Origin of the sequence: Flavivirga spongiicola (genome assembly GCF_030540825.1) — a bacterium.
GTDB classification, from domain to species: Bacteria; Bacteroidota; Bacteroidia; order Flavobacteriales; family Flavobacteriaceae; genus Flavivirga; species Flavivirga spongiicola.
Genome location: NZ_JAUOEO010000002.1, coordinates 207,297 through 228,569 on the forward strand (window position 1 = coordinate 207,297; position 21,273 = coordinate 228,569).

13 protein-coding genes are annotated in these 21,273 nt (G+C 34.0%); 5 read left to right on the top strand and 8 right to left on the bottom strand.

Features of this window, described 5'->3' with window-relative positions:
* Positions 1 to 7 precede the first annotated feature (7 nt).
* The 3 genes from Q4Q47_RS20910 (at position 8) to Q4Q47_RS20920 (ending at position 3,554) form a co-directional block, all read left to right on the top strand.
* Positions 8 to 1,819 (top strand): endonuclease/exonuclease/phosphatase family protein, encoded by a 1,812-nt coding sequence (locus Q4Q47_RS20910; protein ID WP_303308676.1) that lies wholly within the window; start codon positions 8 to 10, stop codon positions 1,817 to 1,819.
* A 36-nt stretch (positions 1,820 to 1,855) separates the two neighbouring features.
* The gene (locus tag Q4Q47_RS20915; RefSeq protein ID WP_303308677.1) at positions 1,856 to 2,656 is read left to right on the top strand and encodes an endonuclease/exonuclease/phosphatase family protein; all 801 of its coding nucleotides are present in this window, start codon (positions 1,856 to 1,858) and stop codon (positions 2,654 to 2,656) included.
* Between the two features lie 202 nt (positions 2,657 to 2,858).
* Positions 2,859 to 3,554 (top strand): carbohydrate-binding family 9-like protein, encoded by a 696-nt coding sequence (locus Q4Q47_RS20920; protein WP_303308678.1) that lies wholly within the window; start codon positions 2,859 to 2,861, stop codon positions 3,552 to 3,554.
* Between the two features lie 423 nt (positions 3,555 to 3,977).
* On the opposite strand, the gene Q4Q47_RS20925 is transcribed toward Q4Q47_RS20920, so the two are convergent.
* The 8 genes from Q4Q47_RS20925 to Q4Q47_RS20960 all read right to left on the bottom strand — a co-directional run bounded on the left by Q4Q47_RS20925 (position 3,978) and on the right by Q4Q47_RS20960 (position 16,316).
* Positions 3,978 to 4,619, bottom strand: coding sequence for a M48 family metalloprotease (locus tag Q4Q47_RS20925; RefSeq protein WP_303308679.1), 642 nt, complete (start codon positions 4,617 to 4,619; stop codon positions 3,978 to 3,980).
* 65 nt (positions 4,620 to 4,684) lie between these two features.
* Entirely contained in the window at positions 4,685 to 5,755 is a 1,071-nt protein-coding gene (locus tag Q4Q47_RS20930) for a DUF5018 domain-containing protein (protein ID WP_303308680.1), read from the bottom strand.
* 57 nt (positions 5,756 to 5,812) lie between these two features.
* The gene (locus tag Q4Q47_RS20935; RefSeq protein WP_303308681.1) at positions 5,813 to 7,135 is read right to left on the bottom strand and encodes a RagB/SusD family nutrient uptake outer membrane protein; all 1,323 of its coding nucleotides are present in this window, start codon (positions 7,133 to 7,135) and stop codon (positions 5,813 to 5,815) included.
* 10 nt (positions 7,136 to 7,145) lie between these two features.
* The gene (locus tag Q4Q47_RS20940) at positions 7,146 to 10,454 is read right to left on the bottom strand and encodes a SusC/RagA family TonB-linked outer membrane protein (RefSeq protein ID WP_303308682.1); all 3,309 of its coding nucleotides are present in this window, start codon (positions 10,452 to 10,454) and stop codon (positions 7,146 to 7,148) included.
* Between the two features lie 12 nt (positions 10,455 to 10,466).
* Positions 10,467 to 12,989: a zinc-dependent metalloprotease gene (locus tag Q4Q47_RS20945; RefSeq protein WP_303308683.1), complete on the bottom strand. Its 2,523-nt coding sequence runs from the start codon at positions 12,987 to 12,989 to the stop codon at positions 10,467 to 10,469.
* A gap of 95 nt (positions 12,990 to 13,084) precedes the next feature.
* The gene (locus tag Q4Q47_RS20950) at positions 13,085 to 14,692 is read right to left on the bottom strand and encodes a sensor histidine kinase (protein WP_303308684.1); all 1,608 of its coding nucleotides are present in this window, start codon (positions 14,690 to 14,692) and stop codon (positions 13,085 to 13,087) included.
* Positions 14,693 to 14,704: 12 nt separating this feature from the next.
* Positions 14,705 to 15,475, bottom strand: a complete 771-nt coding sequence (locus tag Q4Q47_RS20955) for a LytR/AlgR family response regulator transcription factor (protein ID WP_303308685.1) — start codon at positions 15,473 to 15,475, stop codon at positions 14,705 to 14,707.
* Between the two features lie 295 nt (positions 15,476 to 15,770).
* Positions 15,771 to 16,316 (bottom strand): RNA polymerase sigma factor, encoded by a 546-nt coding sequence (locus Q4Q47_RS20960; protein WP_303308686.1) that lies wholly within the window; start codon positions 16,314 to 16,316, stop codon positions 15,771 to 15,773.
* Between the two features lie 191 nt (positions 16,317 to 16,507).
* On the opposite strand from Q4Q47_RS20960, the gene Q4Q47_RS20965 reads away from it, so the two are divergent.
* The gene (locus tag Q4Q47_RS20965; RefSeq protein WP_303308687.1) at positions 16,508 to 17,695 is read left to right on the top strand and encodes a FecR family protein; all 1,188 of its coding nucleotides are present in this window, start codon (positions 16,508 to 16,510) and stop codon (positions 17,693 to 17,695) included.
* A gap of 219 nt (positions 17,696 to 17,914) precedes the next feature.
* Positions 17,915 to 21,268, top strand: coding sequence for a SusC/RagA family TonB-linked outer membrane protein (locus tag Q4Q47_RS20970; protein ID WP_303308688.1), 3,354 nt, complete (start codon positions 17,915 to 17,917; stop codon positions 21,266 to 21,268).
* Positions 21,269 to 21,273 lie beyond the last annotated feature (5 nt).

The window sequence follows — 21,273 nt, forward strand, 5'->3', positions numbered from 1 at the left end:
ATATAACATGAAAAAAACATTATTCTTTTTTACTACGATTATGATTGCAAGTCTTCTTATATCTTGTGAGCTTGCTAAAGAAAAAGACAAATCACTTACAGCATTTGACTTTGATAAAGATGTAAAAAGCGGAGACCTCCAGTTTAGCGGCAATGGGTTTTCGTTTGTAGACGGAATTGATGGACAAGCCTTAGCATTTAAGCCGGATAAGAGGTATCATAATTTAAGTTTGGATAGTTTGTCCCTTGATGGTACCAAAGACTTTTCTGTTCAATGTTGGGTGAAAACAACATCTGAAAAACCTACAGTATTTCTTTCGCAAAAAGATTTTAAAGACAAAAGTATTTTAACTCAAAAGAATGCTGGGTGGGCTTTATATAGCTCTGGAGGTACATTCGCATGGGCTATAGGATCTGGTAACCGAAGAATAAATTACGAAAGAGATAATGGAAACAGCATGCCTGTTAATGATGGAGATTGGCACCAATTAACCATCACATACAATAAAGAACGTTCAGAATTTCGTTTATACTACGATGGGCATAATAAAGCTATTTATAAAGTAAATTTTGATTTTTTGAATCAGCAACCTTTAGTCATTGGGGCAACAGAAAACAACTTTGATTATGAGAATAATTATGCCCCCGATATTATAAGCGGACAAGAAAATTTGCAACGCCTGGTCGATGAATTTAATGCTCTAGGCATAGAAAATGTAAAAGATGATGAATTCTTAGCCCTCATTACAAATCCCAATCAATTATTTAAGAGTAAATTAGAAAGCTATAAGGGAAGAAAAAAATTTGACAAAGAAACGCTTTCGAAAGTCATTGAAGTTAGAAAAACATTAGGACCAAATCCCTATACTGTTTTTCAGAATATGAAATTAACAGTTCTTAAGCCTGTAAGTAAAATTTATGGCTTGCAAGACGGAAAAGTACATATTAATGAGGCTGATGGGAAATCTTTTACCATGAGTGAAAAATTATACCCTTCAGATTTTACTATGGACCAACTATCCGTTTGGGAAAGAACAATAAGTTCTGAAGACGTATTACATAGTTATAATGAATATAAAGAAAGTGTTTCTTTTAAATTAACCAAAAATTTAAAAGACTATACTGTAGGGGTATGGAATATATGGCATGGAGGAATTCATTGGTCTTTGGAAAAAGACGGTTGGGATTCAAGAATGCGAATCGTTGAAATGATTAAAGAGAAAAATTTAGACGTGGTTTTAATGCAGGAAACCTATTCTAATGGTGATTTTATTGCTGCAGAATTGGGATATTATTTTGCGACAACATCCGATTGGGATTATTGCTATCAAGGTGCCAATATCTCTGTATTAAGCCGCTATCCCATTAAGGAATTGCAAGTATCTGAAGCTACCGAGTTTAATAATGTCGCAGTAAAACTAGCCATAAGTGAAACTCAGGACATTTGGGCGATGTCCAATTGGTATGGTATGAACAATTTTCCTAAAGTTTATGACTTCCATGAGTCTAAGTTTAGTAAATCAGACAGTATTCCAGTACTTTTTGGGGGAGATTTTAATGCAGTGCCACATACCGATGGAGGAAGAAGCCCAGCTTCTAAAAAAATGTTAGAAAACGGATTTACAGATGCATATAGAAGTTTGTATCCAGATGTTGAAAAATACCCTGGATATTCACACCAAGGAGGCGTAAGAATAGATCAGTTGTATTATAAAGGAAAAGGCATAGAAAACACTTCTACTGAGGTTATTTCAACATGGCCTAACGGTTTTCCTTCAGATCATTTTTTAATTGTATCTAAGTTCAAGTTGAATTATTAAAACTCAAAATAAGCACTATTTAATTTTAAAAAAAGTATGAAACAAATAAAACTAAAGATATCAATAGCTTTATTATTGATAGCAATCATTGCTCCAGTACAGGCTCAAAATAAAAAGAAAACAATAGTAAAAGTGCTATCATATAATATTTATGGAGGAAGAACTACAAAACTCGATTATAATTTAGAAGCAGTAGCAAAGGTTATAAAAGATACAGATCCAGATTTTGTAGCTATGCAAGAGGTGGATTATAAAGTTAACAGATCTAAAAAGTATGATTTGGCAACCGAACTAGGATACCGAACTAAAATGGCACCTATTTTTGCCAGAGCGATGTATTATGATGGAGGAGAGTATGGAGAAGGCGTGTTATCAAAGTACAGTTTTATAAGCACTAGAAATGTACCTTTACCATATATTGAAGGTGAAGAACCTAGAGCAGCACTAGAAATAATTACAGAAATACCAGAAACAAAAGACACTATTGCTTTTGTGGGTACACATTTTGCCCATGAAGGTAATGCAGGAAGAGAAATACAAGCTAAAAGGATCAATGAAGTGTTTTCAAAAAATAAGTACCCAACTATTTTAGCAGGTGACCTTAATGCAACTCCAGGAAGCGGTCCTATCAACACACTTGAAGAAATGTGGCAAACTACTTATGACAGGGAAAACCCAGAGCCTACTATACCATCTGACAACCCCCGAACTAAGTTAGATTATGTAATGTTTTATCCGAAAAATAGGTGGAAAGTACTGGATAAGAAAGTTATTGCTGATACTTATGCCTCCGATCATTGTGTTTATTTGGTGACTCTTGAACTTTTGGATGAATAGGAAAGCAAAAAATTATTAAATTAAGAACGCAACTAATTTAGAGGTTCTTAAGCTGTAGATTAAAAAACCTCAGATATTATAACTATAATGGCTGAGGTTTTTTAAGTAATGTCAAAGGGACAAAAAGTCTGACTGTTTCGATGATAATTTATTATTATATAATTTTATTGAGGATGAAAAATACCATTAAATAGAATACCTTATGAAACATGTATTGGCTCTTATTTTTTCTCTTTTCACGCTTGTTGCGTTTAGTCAATATGAATATAATGTTTTAAAGACAAGTAGAAAGATACATATTGATGGGTTATCAAAAGAGTCTACTTGGGACAAGGCTATTGAATTGACGACGTTTAGAAATTATTGGAGCGATAATGAAATGCCCAAAACGTCCTTCAAAGGGTTATATGATGATAATTTTTTCTATTTTCTTTATAATGTCATAGACAATGATATTGTTTTGGTAGACAAACCAAGTATTGGAGAAGAAAATCAGGCCGTAGGTTCTGATCGCATCGAGATTTTTATCAGAAATGAAGACACTAGTAAAGACTACTATTCTTTAGAAATGGATGCTAAAGCAAGAGTTTTTGATTCAAAGGCAGACTTTAACAAAAGTTATGGTGTTGACAGCGCATGGGATTGGCCAGAAGGTCAACTTGAATTAAAATCTACTTTTACGGATAATGGATATATTGTTGAAGGCAGAATTAGTATGACTTCCTTAAAAGAATTGGATCTTTTTGATGGAAATGTACTCTATGCAGGATTGTATCGAGGCAACTATAGTTCCAGAGCAGGTAAGAAGCCTTCTGTCGATTGGATTAGCTGGGTAAAACCTAAGAAACTAAACTTTCACATCCCTTCTTCATTTGGAGTTTTAAAGTTTATGGAATAAGGAGATTGATATGAAAAATAGAAACAGGATCCCAGACACCGTTAGGGTTTCCTAGTGGAGTACCGAGTCATTGTCTCGTCCTAAAAAAGTTTACGTATTTTGCATTAATCCTAAAATAGATTTATAACTTACTCTTAGTCCTGTTATAGATTTACCAGTCATTTTGAAATTTAATCTAAAAATCCTCCGACCCTTGGTGTCGGGCCTGCCTGCCGGCAAAGGCAGGGTTTCCTATTAATCTCTCCTTTGGAGAGGTCAGAATTGCCTTTTTTTGGCAATTCTGGGTGAGGTAAAATACAGAATTTCGATTTTTGACCTTGAGGTCAAAACCTTGTGGGCAAATTAATTGGGTATGAAACCAGTGAAATACCGCTGTGGCTCTGCCCTGGGGATAGTTGGTTTTAAGAAATTCTTTATTTGGTATTATTCCATTTCCCAAATATCAGTAAAGGATACCTTAAAAGCATCGACATTAGACATTGTTTTTGTTTTTTCTGCAAAAATTAGGAGCTGTTCTATTCTACGTTTGCCAGATGGATGTGTAAAGGTTTCATTTCCGAACAGGATTTTAAGAACATTAAAATCTTGCTTCATTAGACGCGCCATTTTGGGGAGATGTACAGTAATTTTATAGAATGCAATTAAATCTGCTAACAATTCAGCTTTTTTATAAATATTAGTTAGCTTTCCATTAGGGATTTCATTACCTAAATTAAACAAAGAAGCCTGAGCAAGTGTAGCCATATGAGCAAGTTCGTGGGCCATAACAAAGATACGTATTGTATCAATAGGTGCGTCTACTAAACCTTGACTAACTTCTATATAACCAGAAGCCGCTCCTGCATTTATAGTATTATCATTTTTATCGATAACATAATGCGAAGGAAATTTAATGCTATCATATTCTGAAAAAAGAGGCAATATCTTTTTAGTATACAAATTCATTAATGTTTCTTGGTTGGTTAGTTTTTCGGGCATTTCTACTTGAGCTTTAGACTTTACAATAGACCAAGAAATAATAACAACGCAAATACCAATGGCTAATAAATACATCCTATTCTGCATCTTAATTAAGCTTATAGAAAAACCCTCTAAAGAGAGGGTTTTTCTATAATTTATACAATAAAAAATTAGTTATATACTATAGTTTGAGTTACAAAAATGAATCCAAAATAAGAATAATCTATGGTTAGTGGATAGTTGTCTGTATTATATGTGTAGCTTTTTTTATTGTCATCGTATGCTGGAGATTCGTATGTAGAAGGATTATTAGGACCTCCTCTTTCTACTGTTTGTATAATCTTACCAAAAGCAGCAGGATAAACATGAGCAAAAGGATTGTTTTTATCGTCGAAAGCTGTTGCTATGGTTGTACTATATTCTATGCCTGTATCATTTTTTAGCATATTCCCGTTGGCATCGTAAGTATTGGTTACAACATTATCGGCTTCGCCTGGCACAGAAGTAGTTTTTGCTTCAATTCTACCTAGATCGTTGTATTGGTATGTAGTACTGCTTATCGCTACGGCGAAATCATCTTCTTTTGTAAAAGTTTCTGAAGACACTATTATGCCATCCTCATAAGTGAATACAACTCTTTCATCGTCGCCATCTACATCTTGGTCGTTATCGATGCTTTGCTCTATTACTTGGTTTAAATCGTTATACGTATAGCTAATTTTTTCATAAATAATAGTTCCATAGGAATCTTCTATATCGACACTTTCTACGATAAAATTAGCGTCGTTATAGGTGTATTCTACAACTCTATTATCGGGTGACGGAGCTGTACTATCATTATAAGTTAGTGATTTTATTCGGCTACCACTACCTACTTCTCCTCGCAAATTAATAGTAACAGTATAGGTTTTAGTTGATGTTCCATCTTCTGCGGTAACTACAAAAGTTACAGCCTCACCATTAATGTAATTTATAGCTTCTGCAGGACTTGGTGTTATAGTAGCGCCTTCACTCACCGTAATTGCTGCTACTAATGCATCTAAGCTGGTTCCAAAAGGGACACTTACTATAATATCATTACCTAGATCATAGATTATCTCTTCGTCAGGAATGCCTTCAAAGTTGATTGTAAAAGACTCGATACTATTTAAAGCGGATAAAGTTACACTATCATCACTTGAACATGCAACTATTGCGGTTAGAGATACAACAGCTATAAAAATTGAATAGATTTTTTTCATAATACTTCGTTTTTTGATTTTAATTAACATCCTTACAATAGGACATTCTTGTTAACATTAATTTAAATTAGGGTTGTTAATTGTGGCATCCACTGGAAATGGAATCGTATAACGATCGTCATTCTGATCTAATTGATATTGTATGCCATCATAAATTTTAGTAATCGCCTTTCTGCTGGTACGTCGTAAATCATTCCAACGGTGTCCTTCTATAGCCAATTCTCTAAAGCGTTCGTTTAGTATTTCTTCCAGTAATATTTCTTGAGACATTGCCAATAATTCGTTTTCGTAGGCTATCGCAGCAACTGGAGTATAGCGTGCTTTAATTAATGGACGTAATGCATCGACAGCATTTGACAATTGATTTAATGCAGCATAGCTTTCCGCTTTGCTTAAATACAATTCGGAAGTACGAAACGAACACTTATATTTATCGTCGGCATTTTTAACAGCTCTTATTTCTCCTCTGGCACTAATAAAATATTGCGCATAACGCAAATCTTCGGTTGGATTATAAGTATTTAATAAGGCAGAAGAAATTGAAGTATAGTAGGACAAATCGAAAGAAGAAGATGGTTCCAAGGCCAAAATAGATTCCACAGTATCGTATTCTGAAGCTAATACGCTTTCATCTATATTTAAATCTAATAATGCATTGTTTATTGCTAAAGCAGCATCGGCCTCATTAATAGCCAATTGCCACTCTTGTTGAAACAAATACACTCTTGTAGCAAAAGCAGATACTGCCTGCTTAGAGAAACGGTAATTTAAACCCGTTGGCTGCACCTCAAGATTAAGTAAGGTTTTACTTTTCGCAATATCATCAAGGATAAGTGTATATACCTTTTCTACAGATTCTCGCGAATAGGCTCTGTCTAACTCATAGATGGTTACTACAGGTACACCTAGGTCGGCAGAAGCCGTGACTTGGTTATAAGGCTCGGCATACAGATTTAATAATTCGAAATACTGTAAAGCTCTAAGTGCATACGCCTCGCCGAGTAATTGTTGAACTTCTTCAGAATCTCCAGTAATATTCTCTTTCTGATCTATAATATGATTCACATAAAAAATAGTGGTGTAAAAATCAGCATATGGAAACGATCTTGCATTGGGGTCTCTATCAACATCATTCCAAATAAAATTATCTTTATACTGTTCAACTCCTAAAGATGCGGAACTGAGATTTAACTCGTCCGATCGATATGCCGTAAGTACTTTGTGATTTGTTGTAAAGCTATAAGCAGCTGTTAAAAAAGCACGGTATTCCTCGACCGATTTAGGGATCACCAATCCCGTTGGTTCTATGTCTAAATAATCGCTACAAGAAGACACAACAAGTAGCAAGACTAAACTTAATATTTTCATGTTCTTTTTCATATGTCTCTTATTAAAAAGTTATATTTAATCCTAACGAAATTACTTTAGGAATGGGTTGTGCATACCTGCTTCCGAAAGTTTCCGGGTCGAAATATCCATCATAATTAGATCCAAAAACAAATAGATTTCGGCCTTCTAAATTCAATCTTACATCGGTCATTTTCAACTTGTTCAACAATCTATTAGAGAAGGCATAACTTAACCGAATGCTATTAATTCTGATATAAGAAATTTCGTCAATCCAAAGATCTAGATCGCTATATGTATCACCGCCATCGTCACCTCGAGCAAACCAATTATAAACAGCATTAGTCTCGAAACCTGGACTACTTGATCCTATAAGCGCAGGAAAACTTCCAGTGCCGGCTTTTAAAATATCGGTGTTATAATTAGTGCCAGGTTGGGCGTATACAAAATCGTAAGCAGGTGTGGTTTGCACCAATTGCTTCAAATTAAAATTAGCTGCAATACTTAAAGAAAATTGCTTATACCTAAATTTATTAGTAATACCACCAGTGAGTTTTGGATCACCGCTCCCTAAGTAAGTATACAAATCGCGATGTTCTTGACGTGTGAGCTGACTACCATCGGTACCTTCGTTTAACTGAAAGAAATCTACGGCCGATACCTTATTGCCATTTTTCCAAAATAATGGCAAGCCATTACTATCTAATCCCGCAGTTCGAATGCCAAAAATGGCATTGACAGAATATCCTTTTCTTGAAGGTTTAAAGTCTTCTTCTCTAATTTCAATCTGTTCCACAATATTCTTATTGTGTGCAATATTGAAACTTGTGATCCAATCAAAATTTTTGTTCCGGATATTTTGGCTCGTTATGGCCAATTCGAATCCTTTGTTACTTATAGACGCCCAATTAGTGTTTATAAAGCTATATCCCGACTCTAAAGGCACCGACTGAAACCCGATTAAATCGGTACTTTTTCGATAATAATAATCACTGTTTATATAAATGACGCTGTTAAATAACCCGATATCTAGGCCTGTATTAAATGATACCGTTTTTTCCCATCGCAAATCTGGATTAGGAGCACCATTTGCTATAATTGTTTCTTCTGTTTGTCCAGGTAAAATACTTGTAGTAGAATAAGTTCCCACCACATAAGGAGAGGTCGATTTATCAATATTTCCTTGCACACCGTAAGACGCTCTGAACTTTAAATCGGATACCATTTCTAGTTCATCCATAAAATCTTCTTGAGTTATATTCCAAGACCCTGCAAGAGACCACAAAGGTAAATACCTGTATTTTTTGTTGACACCAAACAAATTAGAACCGTCATAACGCAAGCTTCCAAAAAGCGTGTATTTTCTATTATAGGTATAAGATGCAGTTCCGAAAAAAGAGGTATAGGCATTTTCCATAAACTGCTTATCGTAAGTATCGAAAGCAGAATTACCTACCGCTCTTTCGTCGGTAATTGGCACAGACAAGAGTGTCTTAGCATTAAAACCAAATGCTCTTGTACCGATGTTAGTACTTTTATTGCGTCTAAACTCGGTTCCTAAAAGCACATCGAGTTCGTGTTTTTCTTTGAATGTTGTATTGTAGGTCGCTGTTGTTTTCCAGTTATACTGAAAAAAACCGGTATTAGTGTTTTCTATAATGCCTCCATCAGGTAAGAAGTAAGCATACTCACCACCAGCACCCAAATATTGTGAACGCTGTCTGTATTTTCTAGTAAAATAGCTTTCCTCACCACCAAAACGCTCTGTTTTGGTATCGTCAATTTGAAGCCCTAATTGGGTGTAAAGTTTCAGTCCTTTTGTAGCATTATACGTCGCATCGAATAGGGCTTTTATCCCAGTATATTTAAGATCATAACTGGTATTGCGACGCTCTTCTAAAATATTATATTTCAAATTTAAATCCGATCGCTCTATTAAATCGGGGTCATAAACATAATGACCGTCGACGTCCAAAACCTGTAAATAAGGATTTGCTCTACGAGAATAATTTGAAGGGTTTGTATTAGCATCAATTCCAGTGATATAAGAAAAGCTCTTATTAATATTCCCAAAGAGAGACACGCCAATTTTTAAATCGTCTCTCACTTGAAAATTATTTTTTATGGTCAAATTAAAACGCTTTTGGCCAGTGCCTTTAGTAGCTCCAATTTCATCGAAAAATCCTGTTGAAAAGTAATAATCATTTTTCTCACCACCACCAGAAATACTCAAGTTGTATTGTTGGTTTAATGCCGTTTGGTACAAGGCATCTCCCCAATTGGTATTAATCTTTCTAAGCGCGTTAATCTCGTTTTGTGCATCTAAACTTATCGCAGCAAAGCCATTAGTTACAAAATTATTATATGCGCCATAGCTATTCAAAATACGAGCAACTCCGCCTCTGTCGTTTTGATAGATGAGGTCGGAGCGACTCGCTAGATCTAATTCAAAATCTACCTTTTGGTTCGAATTCATTAAGTTTAACTTATCGAAATCTGGTCTTTGGGTCACAAAACTATTGGCGCTAAAATTAATGCGCATAGGTCCTTTTTTACCATTTTTACTAGTAATAACAATAACGCCATTTGCAGCTCTTGCACCATAAATAGAGGTTGCTGAAGCATCCTTCAAAATAGTAATGCTCTCAATATCTTCGGGATTAAGCCCTCCAATAGCATACGAACGTAATTGATCAATATTGTCTTTATCGGTAAAATCTGATGGAATATCATTGCCTTCTAAAGGAATCCCATCTAACACCCATAACGGATCTGAAGACCCATTTAAAGTGGCTATACCTCTAATTACAATTTTAGCCGGTGCACCAGGCGCTCCGTTGGTAGGTTGTACAACGACTCCGGCAATTTGTCCAGAAAGCATCTGATCGATATTAGAAACTCCTGCTTGTTTAATGTCTTCTGTCTTTACTTTTCCGAAAGCAGAGGTTACCTTTCGTTTTTCAATTTTTTGATATCCCGTTAATAATACTTCTTCTAATTCCTGATTTTTCGAATTTAGATTGATAACGAGATTCGTGCTTGACCTAGAAATATCGATAACTTTCGTCTCAAAGCCCATGGAAGACACGGTAATGTTAGCAGCATCCTGAAATGCTTGGAATGTAAAATTGCCATCAAAATCGGTTGTAGTACCAATCATGGCTCCATTAATTTGATTGGCTGTATTTGCAGTGCTTCCAATAATAGCCGACGAAATATAAACCGAAGCACCTACAACGGGTTCCCCGGTATTTAAATCGTATATATACCCACTAACGGTTTTCTTTTCTTGTGCGTAAACAGTGCTTGTTAAAATGGCTATTACTATGAACAGATATCCTAATTTCTTCATTAATCTGTGGGTTTAGTTATTTAAGTTGTATTGTATTCTATAAATTAAATCTGCGTAGTGGGTCTTTGTAATGACATCTCCTTTGTTTTTCTTTTTTTCTAACAACTGTAAAATGTTAACTAAAGCGCCTCTCTTTAATGATGCAGCATCAGTTGCTCTAGGTAAATAACTGTAGTGCACATATTTAAAATTAGTATTTATGTTTTCTTTTTTCTTTTTAGATTTTTTCAATAACTCGTTACTTCCCGAACATAACACATCGACATAGTTTTTTTGAGTCATGCGGTCGTAAACCGAAAGAGACTTCCCGTTAATTGTACGGTCGAATATACTTTCGTAAAGTGTATTAAAAATATTTTCTGATGTAAAGCCTTGTGGTTTTTCTAATAGTTCGTTTTCGGCTAATCGCATTAATCGGTCGGTCTTTAATAAATTATGCATGACCCTTAACTGAGACGACCTTAACATAGACAACGACGAATAATAGCGGGGACCATCAGGAGCATCACGCACAGCATACACTGTATGAAACAACTCTGGAGAGAACAGCCATTTTTGTGGTTTAATGGCATTATCGATAATATACTCTAAAGCCTCTCGCTGTATTTTGGAAGGCACGGCTTCGTACGATTTTTTCCCATCGCTATAAACGGCATTGTTTAAATACACCCCTCCAATATTGGCCATTACATGCCCGTTATATAATTCCCATTGGTCGATAATGGCTTTATATAATTTTGAAGCCTCGTAATAATCTTCCCCTTCTTCGGCAGTCCACTCAATAATATGAGGTAAAATTCTTTTTAAATTTAACAGGCCATATTCTGAAGCTAACATGGCATCATCTCCCAAATCTTCCGATTGCGAACGTGGGTCTACAACATGACCGCTTGGTTGTTGCTCTCCGTAAAAATATACGGGATCGTTTTCATTATCTCGAATCCAAGTATTCAAAAGTTTTTCTTCTTGTTTAGGGTTCGAAGAAGCCAACCAGCGATAGCCCCAGTTAATAGCATAAGTATCGTAAGCTCCAATTTTTGGTGTAATTTCCACTATTTTATCTTCGGGTTGTGCCACATAATTAAAACGCGCATAATCCATAATAGAAGGTGCAGTACCACCCATTTTAGAGGTGAAACTTGCCGAACGTAAGGACTCTACGGGATAGGCATTCGACGCGCCCATATTATGCTTTAAACCAAAAGTATGTCCGACCTCATGCGAGGATACAAACCGAATAGCTTCGCCCATATAATCGTCTTCAAAAATATTTTTCCGAGCCTTTTCGTCTATGGCACCAGTTTGTACGCGCATCCATTTATGTAAAGATCTCATGACGTTATGCCACCAAATAATATCGGCTTCCAATATTTCGCCGCTTCTAGGGTCAACAATAGAGGGACCCATTGCATTTTGAGATTCAGATGCCGCATAGGTAATCATTGAATAGCGCACATCGTCGCCATCGAAATCTTTATCATCCTCGGAAGGAAACTTAACCTGTATCGCATTTTTAAACCCTGCCTTTTCGAAAGCAATTTGCCAATCTCTAACGCCTTGCATTATAAAAGGACGCCACTTTTTAGGTGTTGCTGGATCTACATAATAAACTATCGGCTTTTTTGGTTCAACTAATTCCCCTCTTAAGTATTTCGCCTTATCGTCTTCTTTAGGCTCTAATCGCCAGCGTGTAATAAGACGTTTGTTTTCGACTTGCTGTTGCTCATCATTGTAATAAGACATAGGTGTACTAAAATACCCGATACGCGGATCGGCAAATCTTGGAGTCATGACTTCTTTGGGTAATAAGACCATATTAATCGTTAGGCCTAAAGACAAGGCTAATGATGGCCCGCCACCTTCAGATACCGAAGTAGACATCGTTGATTTTATTACTATGTTTTCTGGAAAAGCTTTTATCTGCTCAATTTTAGATAGTTTAGAAGATATACTACCACCTAGTCCTGTATTGGACAGCACGTCAGTAAAACTCTTTTCTTTTCCGTTAAAGACTTTATTCACCTTAATTAAGGTTGCTGTAGAATCGGTATTGAAAGTTTCTATCTCGAACACTTCAATATTCGACTCTCCAAAATTATCTTTCACCGATTTAGTGATCGCATCATCTTTTGGAGATTTAACCTGAGGGTTAATTGTTTTTACCCATACTTTATTTAATAAGGTGTCCTTATAAAATCGAATGACTTTGGTTTCGTAAGTCATTCCTTTATTTAAACCATGACCGTTTAAACTTAAAGGCACTTGTGATATTTTATTTACCAATAAAATATCTGTAGCAAGCATGAGATCTGGAATTTCAAAATAAATATCCTTTTTATGCTGATACACATTAAAAAAACCACTTTGCTTTGTGGACTCTTTAATGATATCGGCATAGGCAATATTGCTATCCAACAAATCAGCCGTTGTATCTTTATTATCCGATTGCTGTGCAGAGATTTCTCCTCCCAACATTATTAGTAAAACCACAATTATTTCAAGAACATATTTACGTTCTAAGAAAGTACACTTCATAAATCCATTTATATCTGGGCCAAAATTGAACTATGCAATCAACTTCTAACAATAAAAAGGAATGAACTCTTTATAAACTGGAGTGAAGTCTGCTTTTAAGGCAGCAAAGGTAAATAACAACTGAAATTATTATTGTTAATTTCTGTATAAAAAGTGCTTACACCGTAGTATTCGTAACTGTTTTTAATATATTTAAGACCTATTTTATGGCTTTTTTCTTCATATTTTTTTCGAGGATTATAATTATTGCTCACAATGAGCTGCTCGTCTTGAATTTCGATGGAAATTTGTAAAGGTTTATTTTTTGTAAAACTATTATGTTTTATTGCGTTTTCTAATAATGTTTGTAAAGAGAGCAACGGAATCTTTTTTTGTAATGCCCTAACATTATCGAGGCCTTTAAGTTCCATAAATAAGCTGCCTTTAAATCGTATTTGCTGCAAGAAAAAATACTGCTCCATAAACTCGAGCTCATTTTTTACCCATGCCAAATTACCTTCATTTTCTGCCAGTACATAACGATAAACATTGGCTAATTTAAGCACAAACTCTTGAGATAAATCTGGGTTGCTTTCTATAAGTACATGCAAGGAATTTAAACTGTTAAATAAAAAATGAGGATTCATTTTTTTCTTGAGTTGTTGTAACTGAAGTACCGCATTCTTTCTTTGAAATTTCTCGTTGCTCGCTCGTAGCTGCTCCCTTTCTTTAGTTACCTTTAAATTCTTGTTATAATCACTGGTTAGTTGTAATCTCGACAAAACCAATACTAATATAAAAGTACCTAGAACAGAAACACTAATCCATGTAAAGTAGCGTTGCGTACTTTCCATAGACTCCTTCAGTTTAATATCTACAGGAAAACTCTCTCCTAAAATTAAAACCTGGTCGACGTTATTTAATGCTTTATAGAAACGCAACACTTCTAATCCTAAATATTCAGAAATGAGTTGTGTTTTAATTAGGTTATCGCTGTTCTGTACATTTATATTATCAAGAATAGCACTTCTATCTACACCTTTAAAAAAAAAATCAATTTCTCTACCTATATATTTAACTTCTGGATGTAGTATGCATATCCCTTCTTTTGTTGTAAGTACTGTATAACTTCCTCCAGGAACATATTTTTGAGAATAATATTCCCAGAATTTCAACAAATCGATATCATACGAAAAGCCAACAAAACGACCATTGGGCAAAGATATATGCGTCGTTTTTCGCAAATATACGTTATCATTTATATGAAAAATTGGAGAACCATTTTCACTAAATCGGTTTTTTATTTGTCCTTCTACATACGATTTAATTCGAATATTATAATGGGCGTTTATGGTATCGAAATAAGTAATAGACACACTCTCAGCTAAACCAGAAAAAGCCCAAGATTTGTTTATATGTACATTTGTCGCAGCAATATCTGCTACTAATTCTAACTTTTCAAAATATTCCTGAGGACTTAATTCCTTGTTACTATTTAAAATTTTAGAGGCTTCTATGAGGTAAGTATCCAAACGTTCAAATTCTAATGCAATAACATTTTGTTTGGCAATTAAATCGCTTTTTACAATTTCGCTAATCAATTCTTCGGTAACCGTTTCAATTTTATTTGTTAAGGCCGTATATACTATAAAAAAGAGACCAATTGACATTAAACTTATAGTCCAAGTATACTGATGCTTTTTTAATTTTAAAAGGAGCTTCATAAAAGTACTGGATTAACGGCTTAACCACGCTTTAAATTTCTTCTTAACTTTTGCACTCACCAAAATAATTTCATTTTTATCTAAAGCAAAATGCAATTCAATTTTTAAGCGATTATTACTGTACTCATAAATATTCTTAATGGCACTGTGCTTAATAATATAATTTCTATTCACTTTAAAAAAATCGCGATGCGATAATTTTTGTTCTAGCCCTAAAATGGTATCCGAATACAGATAATTATCCCCATTTACATCGTGTAAAAATAAATGCTTGCCTTGTGCTCTAAAAAAACTAATCTCTTTACTCTCTATAGAAATAAGCTGTTTACCATTATTAATTAAAAACCGCTCTTGCGTTTCGGCAGTCTTTTTAATGCTATTCATTTCTAAAAACAGATTGGTCATTTTTTGCTGATAAATCTCGGGCAACGATACAACATCTTTATATTTCTTAATGGCCTGGTCTAATTTTTGGGCATCGTAAGGCTTGAGAAGATAATCGATTGCAAAATATTTAAATGATTTAATTGCGTAGCGGTCGAATGCGGTAGTAAAAATAATAGGTACTGTTATTTGTAAATTTTCGAATATTTCGAAACTTTCTCCATCTCCAAGATGAATATCGCTAAAAATAATATCACACTTATTATTTGCGAGCCATTCTGTGGCTTCTTCAACACTTTCTAAATGTGCAATGACGTCTATATTATAGGTGCTTTTTAACAATAACTTCTCTAAAGAAGTTGCGGCAAGCTCCTCATCTTCAATTATTACAACTTTCATCTATTATTGTTATTTTCAAATTTACGAAATTATGTTATAGTAGAAACTATGGTTGTTAACTAACCGCTTGTATACAATGCCATCGTTGCTTATAAGAATATCAAATAGAGAAACACCATGTTGCTCTTGTTTTGATTTTATGTTCAATTTCATTCTGTTTATATTTTTAGAATTAAAGATGCTTGCAAAAACTGCCTCTTAACGAGTTAATAACAGGGAGTAATAAGCATACACCAGTTACAAAACCAGCCATAATTACCATATTGTTAATCAAAATATCTGTTAAGGTCTAGTACTAAATCAATAATAATAGATAATATTTATCTTTAAGTATTTCCCTCAATTTGCGATATGCATTTTTTTTGGCTGTGTGAACAGTATGTGGAGAGATTTCTAATTGAGTGGCTATTTCAGGGTTTTTTAAACCACGCAAAGAAAGCTCAATGATTTCTTTTTGACGGCTGGGTAATTTATTTATTGCATTCCTAACAATCATAAATGTCTCCTGATTGATAATATTTTTCTTAAAGAAAGATTCAGATTCCAGTTCTTTCAATAAAGATAGATCCACATTGTTTTTTGATTTCTTTAAAACGTTTAGGCAATTGTTTTTTACAACAACATATAAAAAACTTTTTACGCCTTGTATGTCATCAAACTCTTTTCGTTTTTCCCAAAACTTTACAAGAGCCTCTTGTGCTGCATCCTTACTTTGATTTGGGTTTTTCAAAAACTTGTTTGCAAACGAACACAAAATAGGGTAGAAGTCATCAAAGAATTCTTTAAAGGAATCTTTATTTCCTTGTTTTATATCGACTATAATATTTTGAGATGAGAGCATTAATTAATAAAAGTATTGAGCCGTAAATATATAAAAACGGAATTTAGAAAAAGTAGAGATACTAAAAAAGTGAAGACGTCTTGGTTTTAAGGTTTAACTTAGAGCTACAAGATTTAAGATTTTTTTTTGTTTGACAATACCCATGTTTCAAACCTGAATTGTATTGTATATAGAAAGTTAAGTTAAAATAAATGAATCAGGAGAAAGAATTTTTAAAAATAGCAAAGCTTATTGCTAGTGAATTAAGTGGGGAAATTAATGATGAAGATCATCAATATCTTCACAATTGGTTAAATGAATCTGAGCAGAATAGAGGTATTTATAATGAAATTAAAAAAGATGGTTGGTATGCTTCAAATATAAAATCTATTCAAGAATATAAAATAAAAGAAGGTTGGAATAAAATTAATCCGAGGATTCATTCTATATCTAAAACTAAAATTAGAAAACTACCACCAAATATTTGGAGATATGCAGCAGCCGCAATTTTTGTGGGTATTTTGGCAACGGGTTATTTTTTTAGAGAGCATTTCTTCGAAAGCCCTTCAGAGATTACCCCAATAATTGTAAATAGTAATATAGAGCCGGGTACAAGTAAAGCTATATTAACCTTAGAAGATGGTTCGGTTGTAGAATTAGAGAAAGGTAATGCTTTTAAAACTAAAAGTGCCAATAGTAATGGAGACCAAATCATATACAAGACTGGAAAACAAAACTCAGCTAAAATTGTCTATAACTATTTAACTATTCCAAGAGGAGGCCAATTTCATGTTGTTTTATCAGATGGTACAGAAGTATGGTTAAACTCTGAATCTCAACTAAAGTATCCTGTAGCATTTACAGAGGGCAAAGCGCGTGAGGTTGAGCTAGTTTATGGAGAGGCCTATTTTGATGTGTCGTCTAGTTCTAATCATAAGGGGTCAATATTTAAGGTATTCAATCAATCTCAAGAAGTTGAAGTATTAGGAACAGAATTTAATATAAAGGCCTATAAAGATGAATCAAATGTTTATACCACACTAGTTGAGGGTAGCGTAGCAGTAGGTACTAGTGTTTTAAGGCAAAGTTTAGTGCCAAATCAACAATCTAATTTAGACATTAAGACCAACAGTATTACAGTTAAAGAAGTTGATGTAAAAGCTGAAACTTCATGGAAAAATGGAACTTTTAGTTTTATAGATAAGCCGCTAAAAGACATTATGAAAGTGGTATCTAGATGGTATGATGTTGATGTGATTTTTGTAAACAAAGAGCTGGAGAAGGTTGAGTTTATTGGTATTTTAGATAAACAACAAAGTATTGATGAAGTTTTATCAATTATAAAATCTACTTCAATGAATGATTATGAAATAAAAGATAAAACAATAATATTAAAATAGTGAATCCTAATTTAAATATACTAAAACCAACGCCTATGAGATAAAACAACAATCGAAAAAAGGAGGATAAGGTTTAACCCGGAAAAGTAAATACCCTATCCCCTCAGAATTATTATCAATTAATTAAAAATGTTTAACTAACTAATAACACGCAAATTTATGGAAATTAAATTAACCAATGTCAGTTTTCTATTTAGAAAAAGGCTATTAATGATTATTATGAAAACCTTCATTTTCTTGTTTTTCACTACGGTTTTTGCCCTAACACCTATTGAGATTGTATCCCAAAATTCTAAAATAAAAGTAGAAGAAGATAAAACCTTAACTGTAGATGAGGTCTTTAAATTGATTATGAATCAAACAGACTATAAATTCTTTTATGAAAAAGGGATATTTAAAGATTTTCCTAAAGTTAAATTGAAAAAAGGAGTTGTAAAAACGAATGAGTTATTGAAGAGGAGTTTGTCACAGGGTAATCTTGATATTATATTAACAGTAAATAATGCGATTTTAATAAAAGAAAAATCAAAAACCCTTGATGCCACCTTAGCAAATCAACAAACGCATAAAGTTTCGGGCTTAATAAATGATAAGAGTGGACAACCTTTGCCAGGAGCGAATATTCTGGAAAAAGGAACAACCAATGGAACCCAATCAGATTTTGACGGTAAATTTTCTTTAGATGTAATAGATGGTGATGCTGTACTTGTTATTTCTTATTTAGGATTCGAAACTCAGGAAGTATCTGTTAATAACCAAGCAAGTATTACTGTAGCCTTAAATGAAGATCAGGCTACATTAGACGAAGTGGTGGTGGTAGGTTATGGTACTCAAAAGAAAGTTAATATAACTGGAGCTGTATCTTCAGTAAGCATTAAAGATATTGAGAACAGACCAGCACCAAATGTGTCAACATTATTAGCTGGACAAGTTCCTGGTTTATCTGTTATTCAGCAATCTGGGAGACCTGGTCAAAGCGCTGGAACTTTTAGAATTAGAGGGATTGGAACTTTAGGAGATGCTTCTAAGAACAATCCTTTAATTTTGGTTGATGGTATAGTGGGCGATCTTCAAGATATTGATGTAAACGATATTGAAAATATTTCAGTATTAAAAGATGCATCAGCCGCAATTTATGGAGTAAGAGCTGCTAATGGAGTTGTCTTAATTACTACCAAAAAAGGACGCACTGGAGTTCCAGTAGTTAAATACCACGGAGGCGTTGGTACACAACAGGCTTTTAAAATACCGAATAGAGTTAATTCATATGATTATGCTAGATTGTATAATGAAGCTAGAATAAACGATGGAGGTTCTCCGTTATTTTCAGATGACGATTTGGCTAAGTTTAGAGATGGTACAAGCCCTCAAACGCACGTTAATATAGATCATTTTAAAAAACTATTAAAGAGTGGAGATCCAATAAAGACATTTCATAATATCAGTGTGTCTGGTGGTAGTGAAAACACGAAATACAATTTGTCCTTTGGATTCCTTGATGAGGGTTCCTTAATAAAAACATATGGCTATAATAGAAAAAACTACCGTGTTAATATAGACCAAAAAATAAACGACAAGTTAGATGTTGGTATTAAGTTAGCAGGATCCTTTGGTAAAACTTTCGGAAATATTCAGTCTGTTGGTCAAATCATTACAGAATCTTATAGAGAGTTCCCAGGAGAAGTTGATCAATTTGATAACGGTCTTTGGAAAAACATGCAAGAGTTTGGTGTTGGACAGAGAAATATGTTAGCATATTTAGAATTACCATTGGGAACGGATGTGGACAGAAATAATGATTATGTAAGTACTGTTTTTGCAGAATTTAAAATCATGCCAGAATTGAAAGTAAGAGGTCAATTTTCTGCTAGAAATGACAATAGGCTTCAAAATAGAAAAAGAAATGTTGTACAATGGCATAGATATGATGCAGCCACAGACACTTATAATGGAAGTAATATAGCAAGTGGTTATTTAATTAGAAGAAATGAAACCGTTTGGGATTATACATCTAATTTACTTTTAACCTATAACAAATCATTTAACGATCATAATTTAAAAGGGTTGTTAGGTTTTGAACAACGAGACCAAAATTGGTCATATAGCCAAGCAGCAAGGTTTAGTCTTTCTTCTAGTAATGAATTAACTGAATTAAATGGAGTTGCTGATGGCAATGACCGTGGAGAAGGTAGTGCTTCAGAGTATAAGTTAAGATCTGCTTTTGGAAGAATTAACTATAATTTTAAGGACACTTACTTTTTTGAAGGCATTTTGAGATACGACGGAACTTCTAGATTTACAAAAGAAAATAGATTCGATTATTTCCCTTCGTTTTCTGGAGGATGGAAAATATCTAACGAAGATTTCTTTAAATCGGAAACAATTAACCATTTATTTTTAAGAGGGTCATGGGGTATATTAGGAAATCAAGAAATAGGAAATTATCAATTCCTAAATACTTTTGGTCCAAGAGATAACTATAATTATTCCTTTGGAAACGGTTCAGTCAGTGGGGTTCTCGAAAATAAAACATTAGCAAATGCCAATATTTTATGGGAAACTACTACATCTACAAATATAGGTATTGATGCCAGATTGTTTAACAATGCTTTATCAATTACAGCTGAGTATTTTATAAAAGATACAAATGACATTCTACTAGGTTTAGATCAACCATACATTTTAGGGGCTGAACCTCCTACTGTAAATGCAGGTTCGGTCGAAAACAAAGGATGGGAATTAAGTGTCAACTATAGTGGTAGAGTAAATGATGATTTTAATTATTATATAAATGCAAATGTTGGTTATGTTAAAAACCAAATAACAGATTTAAAAGGAACAGAAAGACCTGGAAGAGATATTGGAGATCCTATTCAAAACATATTTGGATATGTGGCTGACGGGTTGTTTAATTCACAAGCTGAAATAGATGCGGCACCAACGCACAACATAGCAGGTACACCAGAACCAGGAGATATTAGATATAGAGATATTAATGGGCGTGATGCTAACGGAGAGTTAACAGGTTTGCCAGATGGTGTTGTAGATGCCAATGATAGAAAATCATTAGGAACATATTTTCCAAAGTATAATTTTGGACTTAATTTAGGGTTTGATTGGAATAATTTTGATTTTTCTATGGCTTGGCAAGGATTTGCAGGTCATAAGGTATTAACCGATGGACCAACGGTACGCCCTTTTTGGGGAGGAAATGCTGTACCGACACAAAGTATGGTTGACAATTTTTGGACACCAACAAATACAAATGCAGATTTTCCTAGGTTGGGTTTTGCAAATCAAGATCGGAATTACCAAAGTAGTACCTATTGGGTAAACAAGGGCGATTTTGCTAAGTTGAGAAACATGCAAATAGGTTATACGCTGCCACAAAATGCCTTAAGTTCTTTAGGTATTAACAAATTTAGAATCTATGTGTCTGGAGAGAATTTACTTTATATATCCAAAGTGAAAGATATTGATCCTGAATTTGCGCATGGTTCTGGATTTGCTTGGGATAATAATAATTATCCAACAAACAGACAGTTTCTACTAGGGTTTAATGTAACTTTTTAAAACAA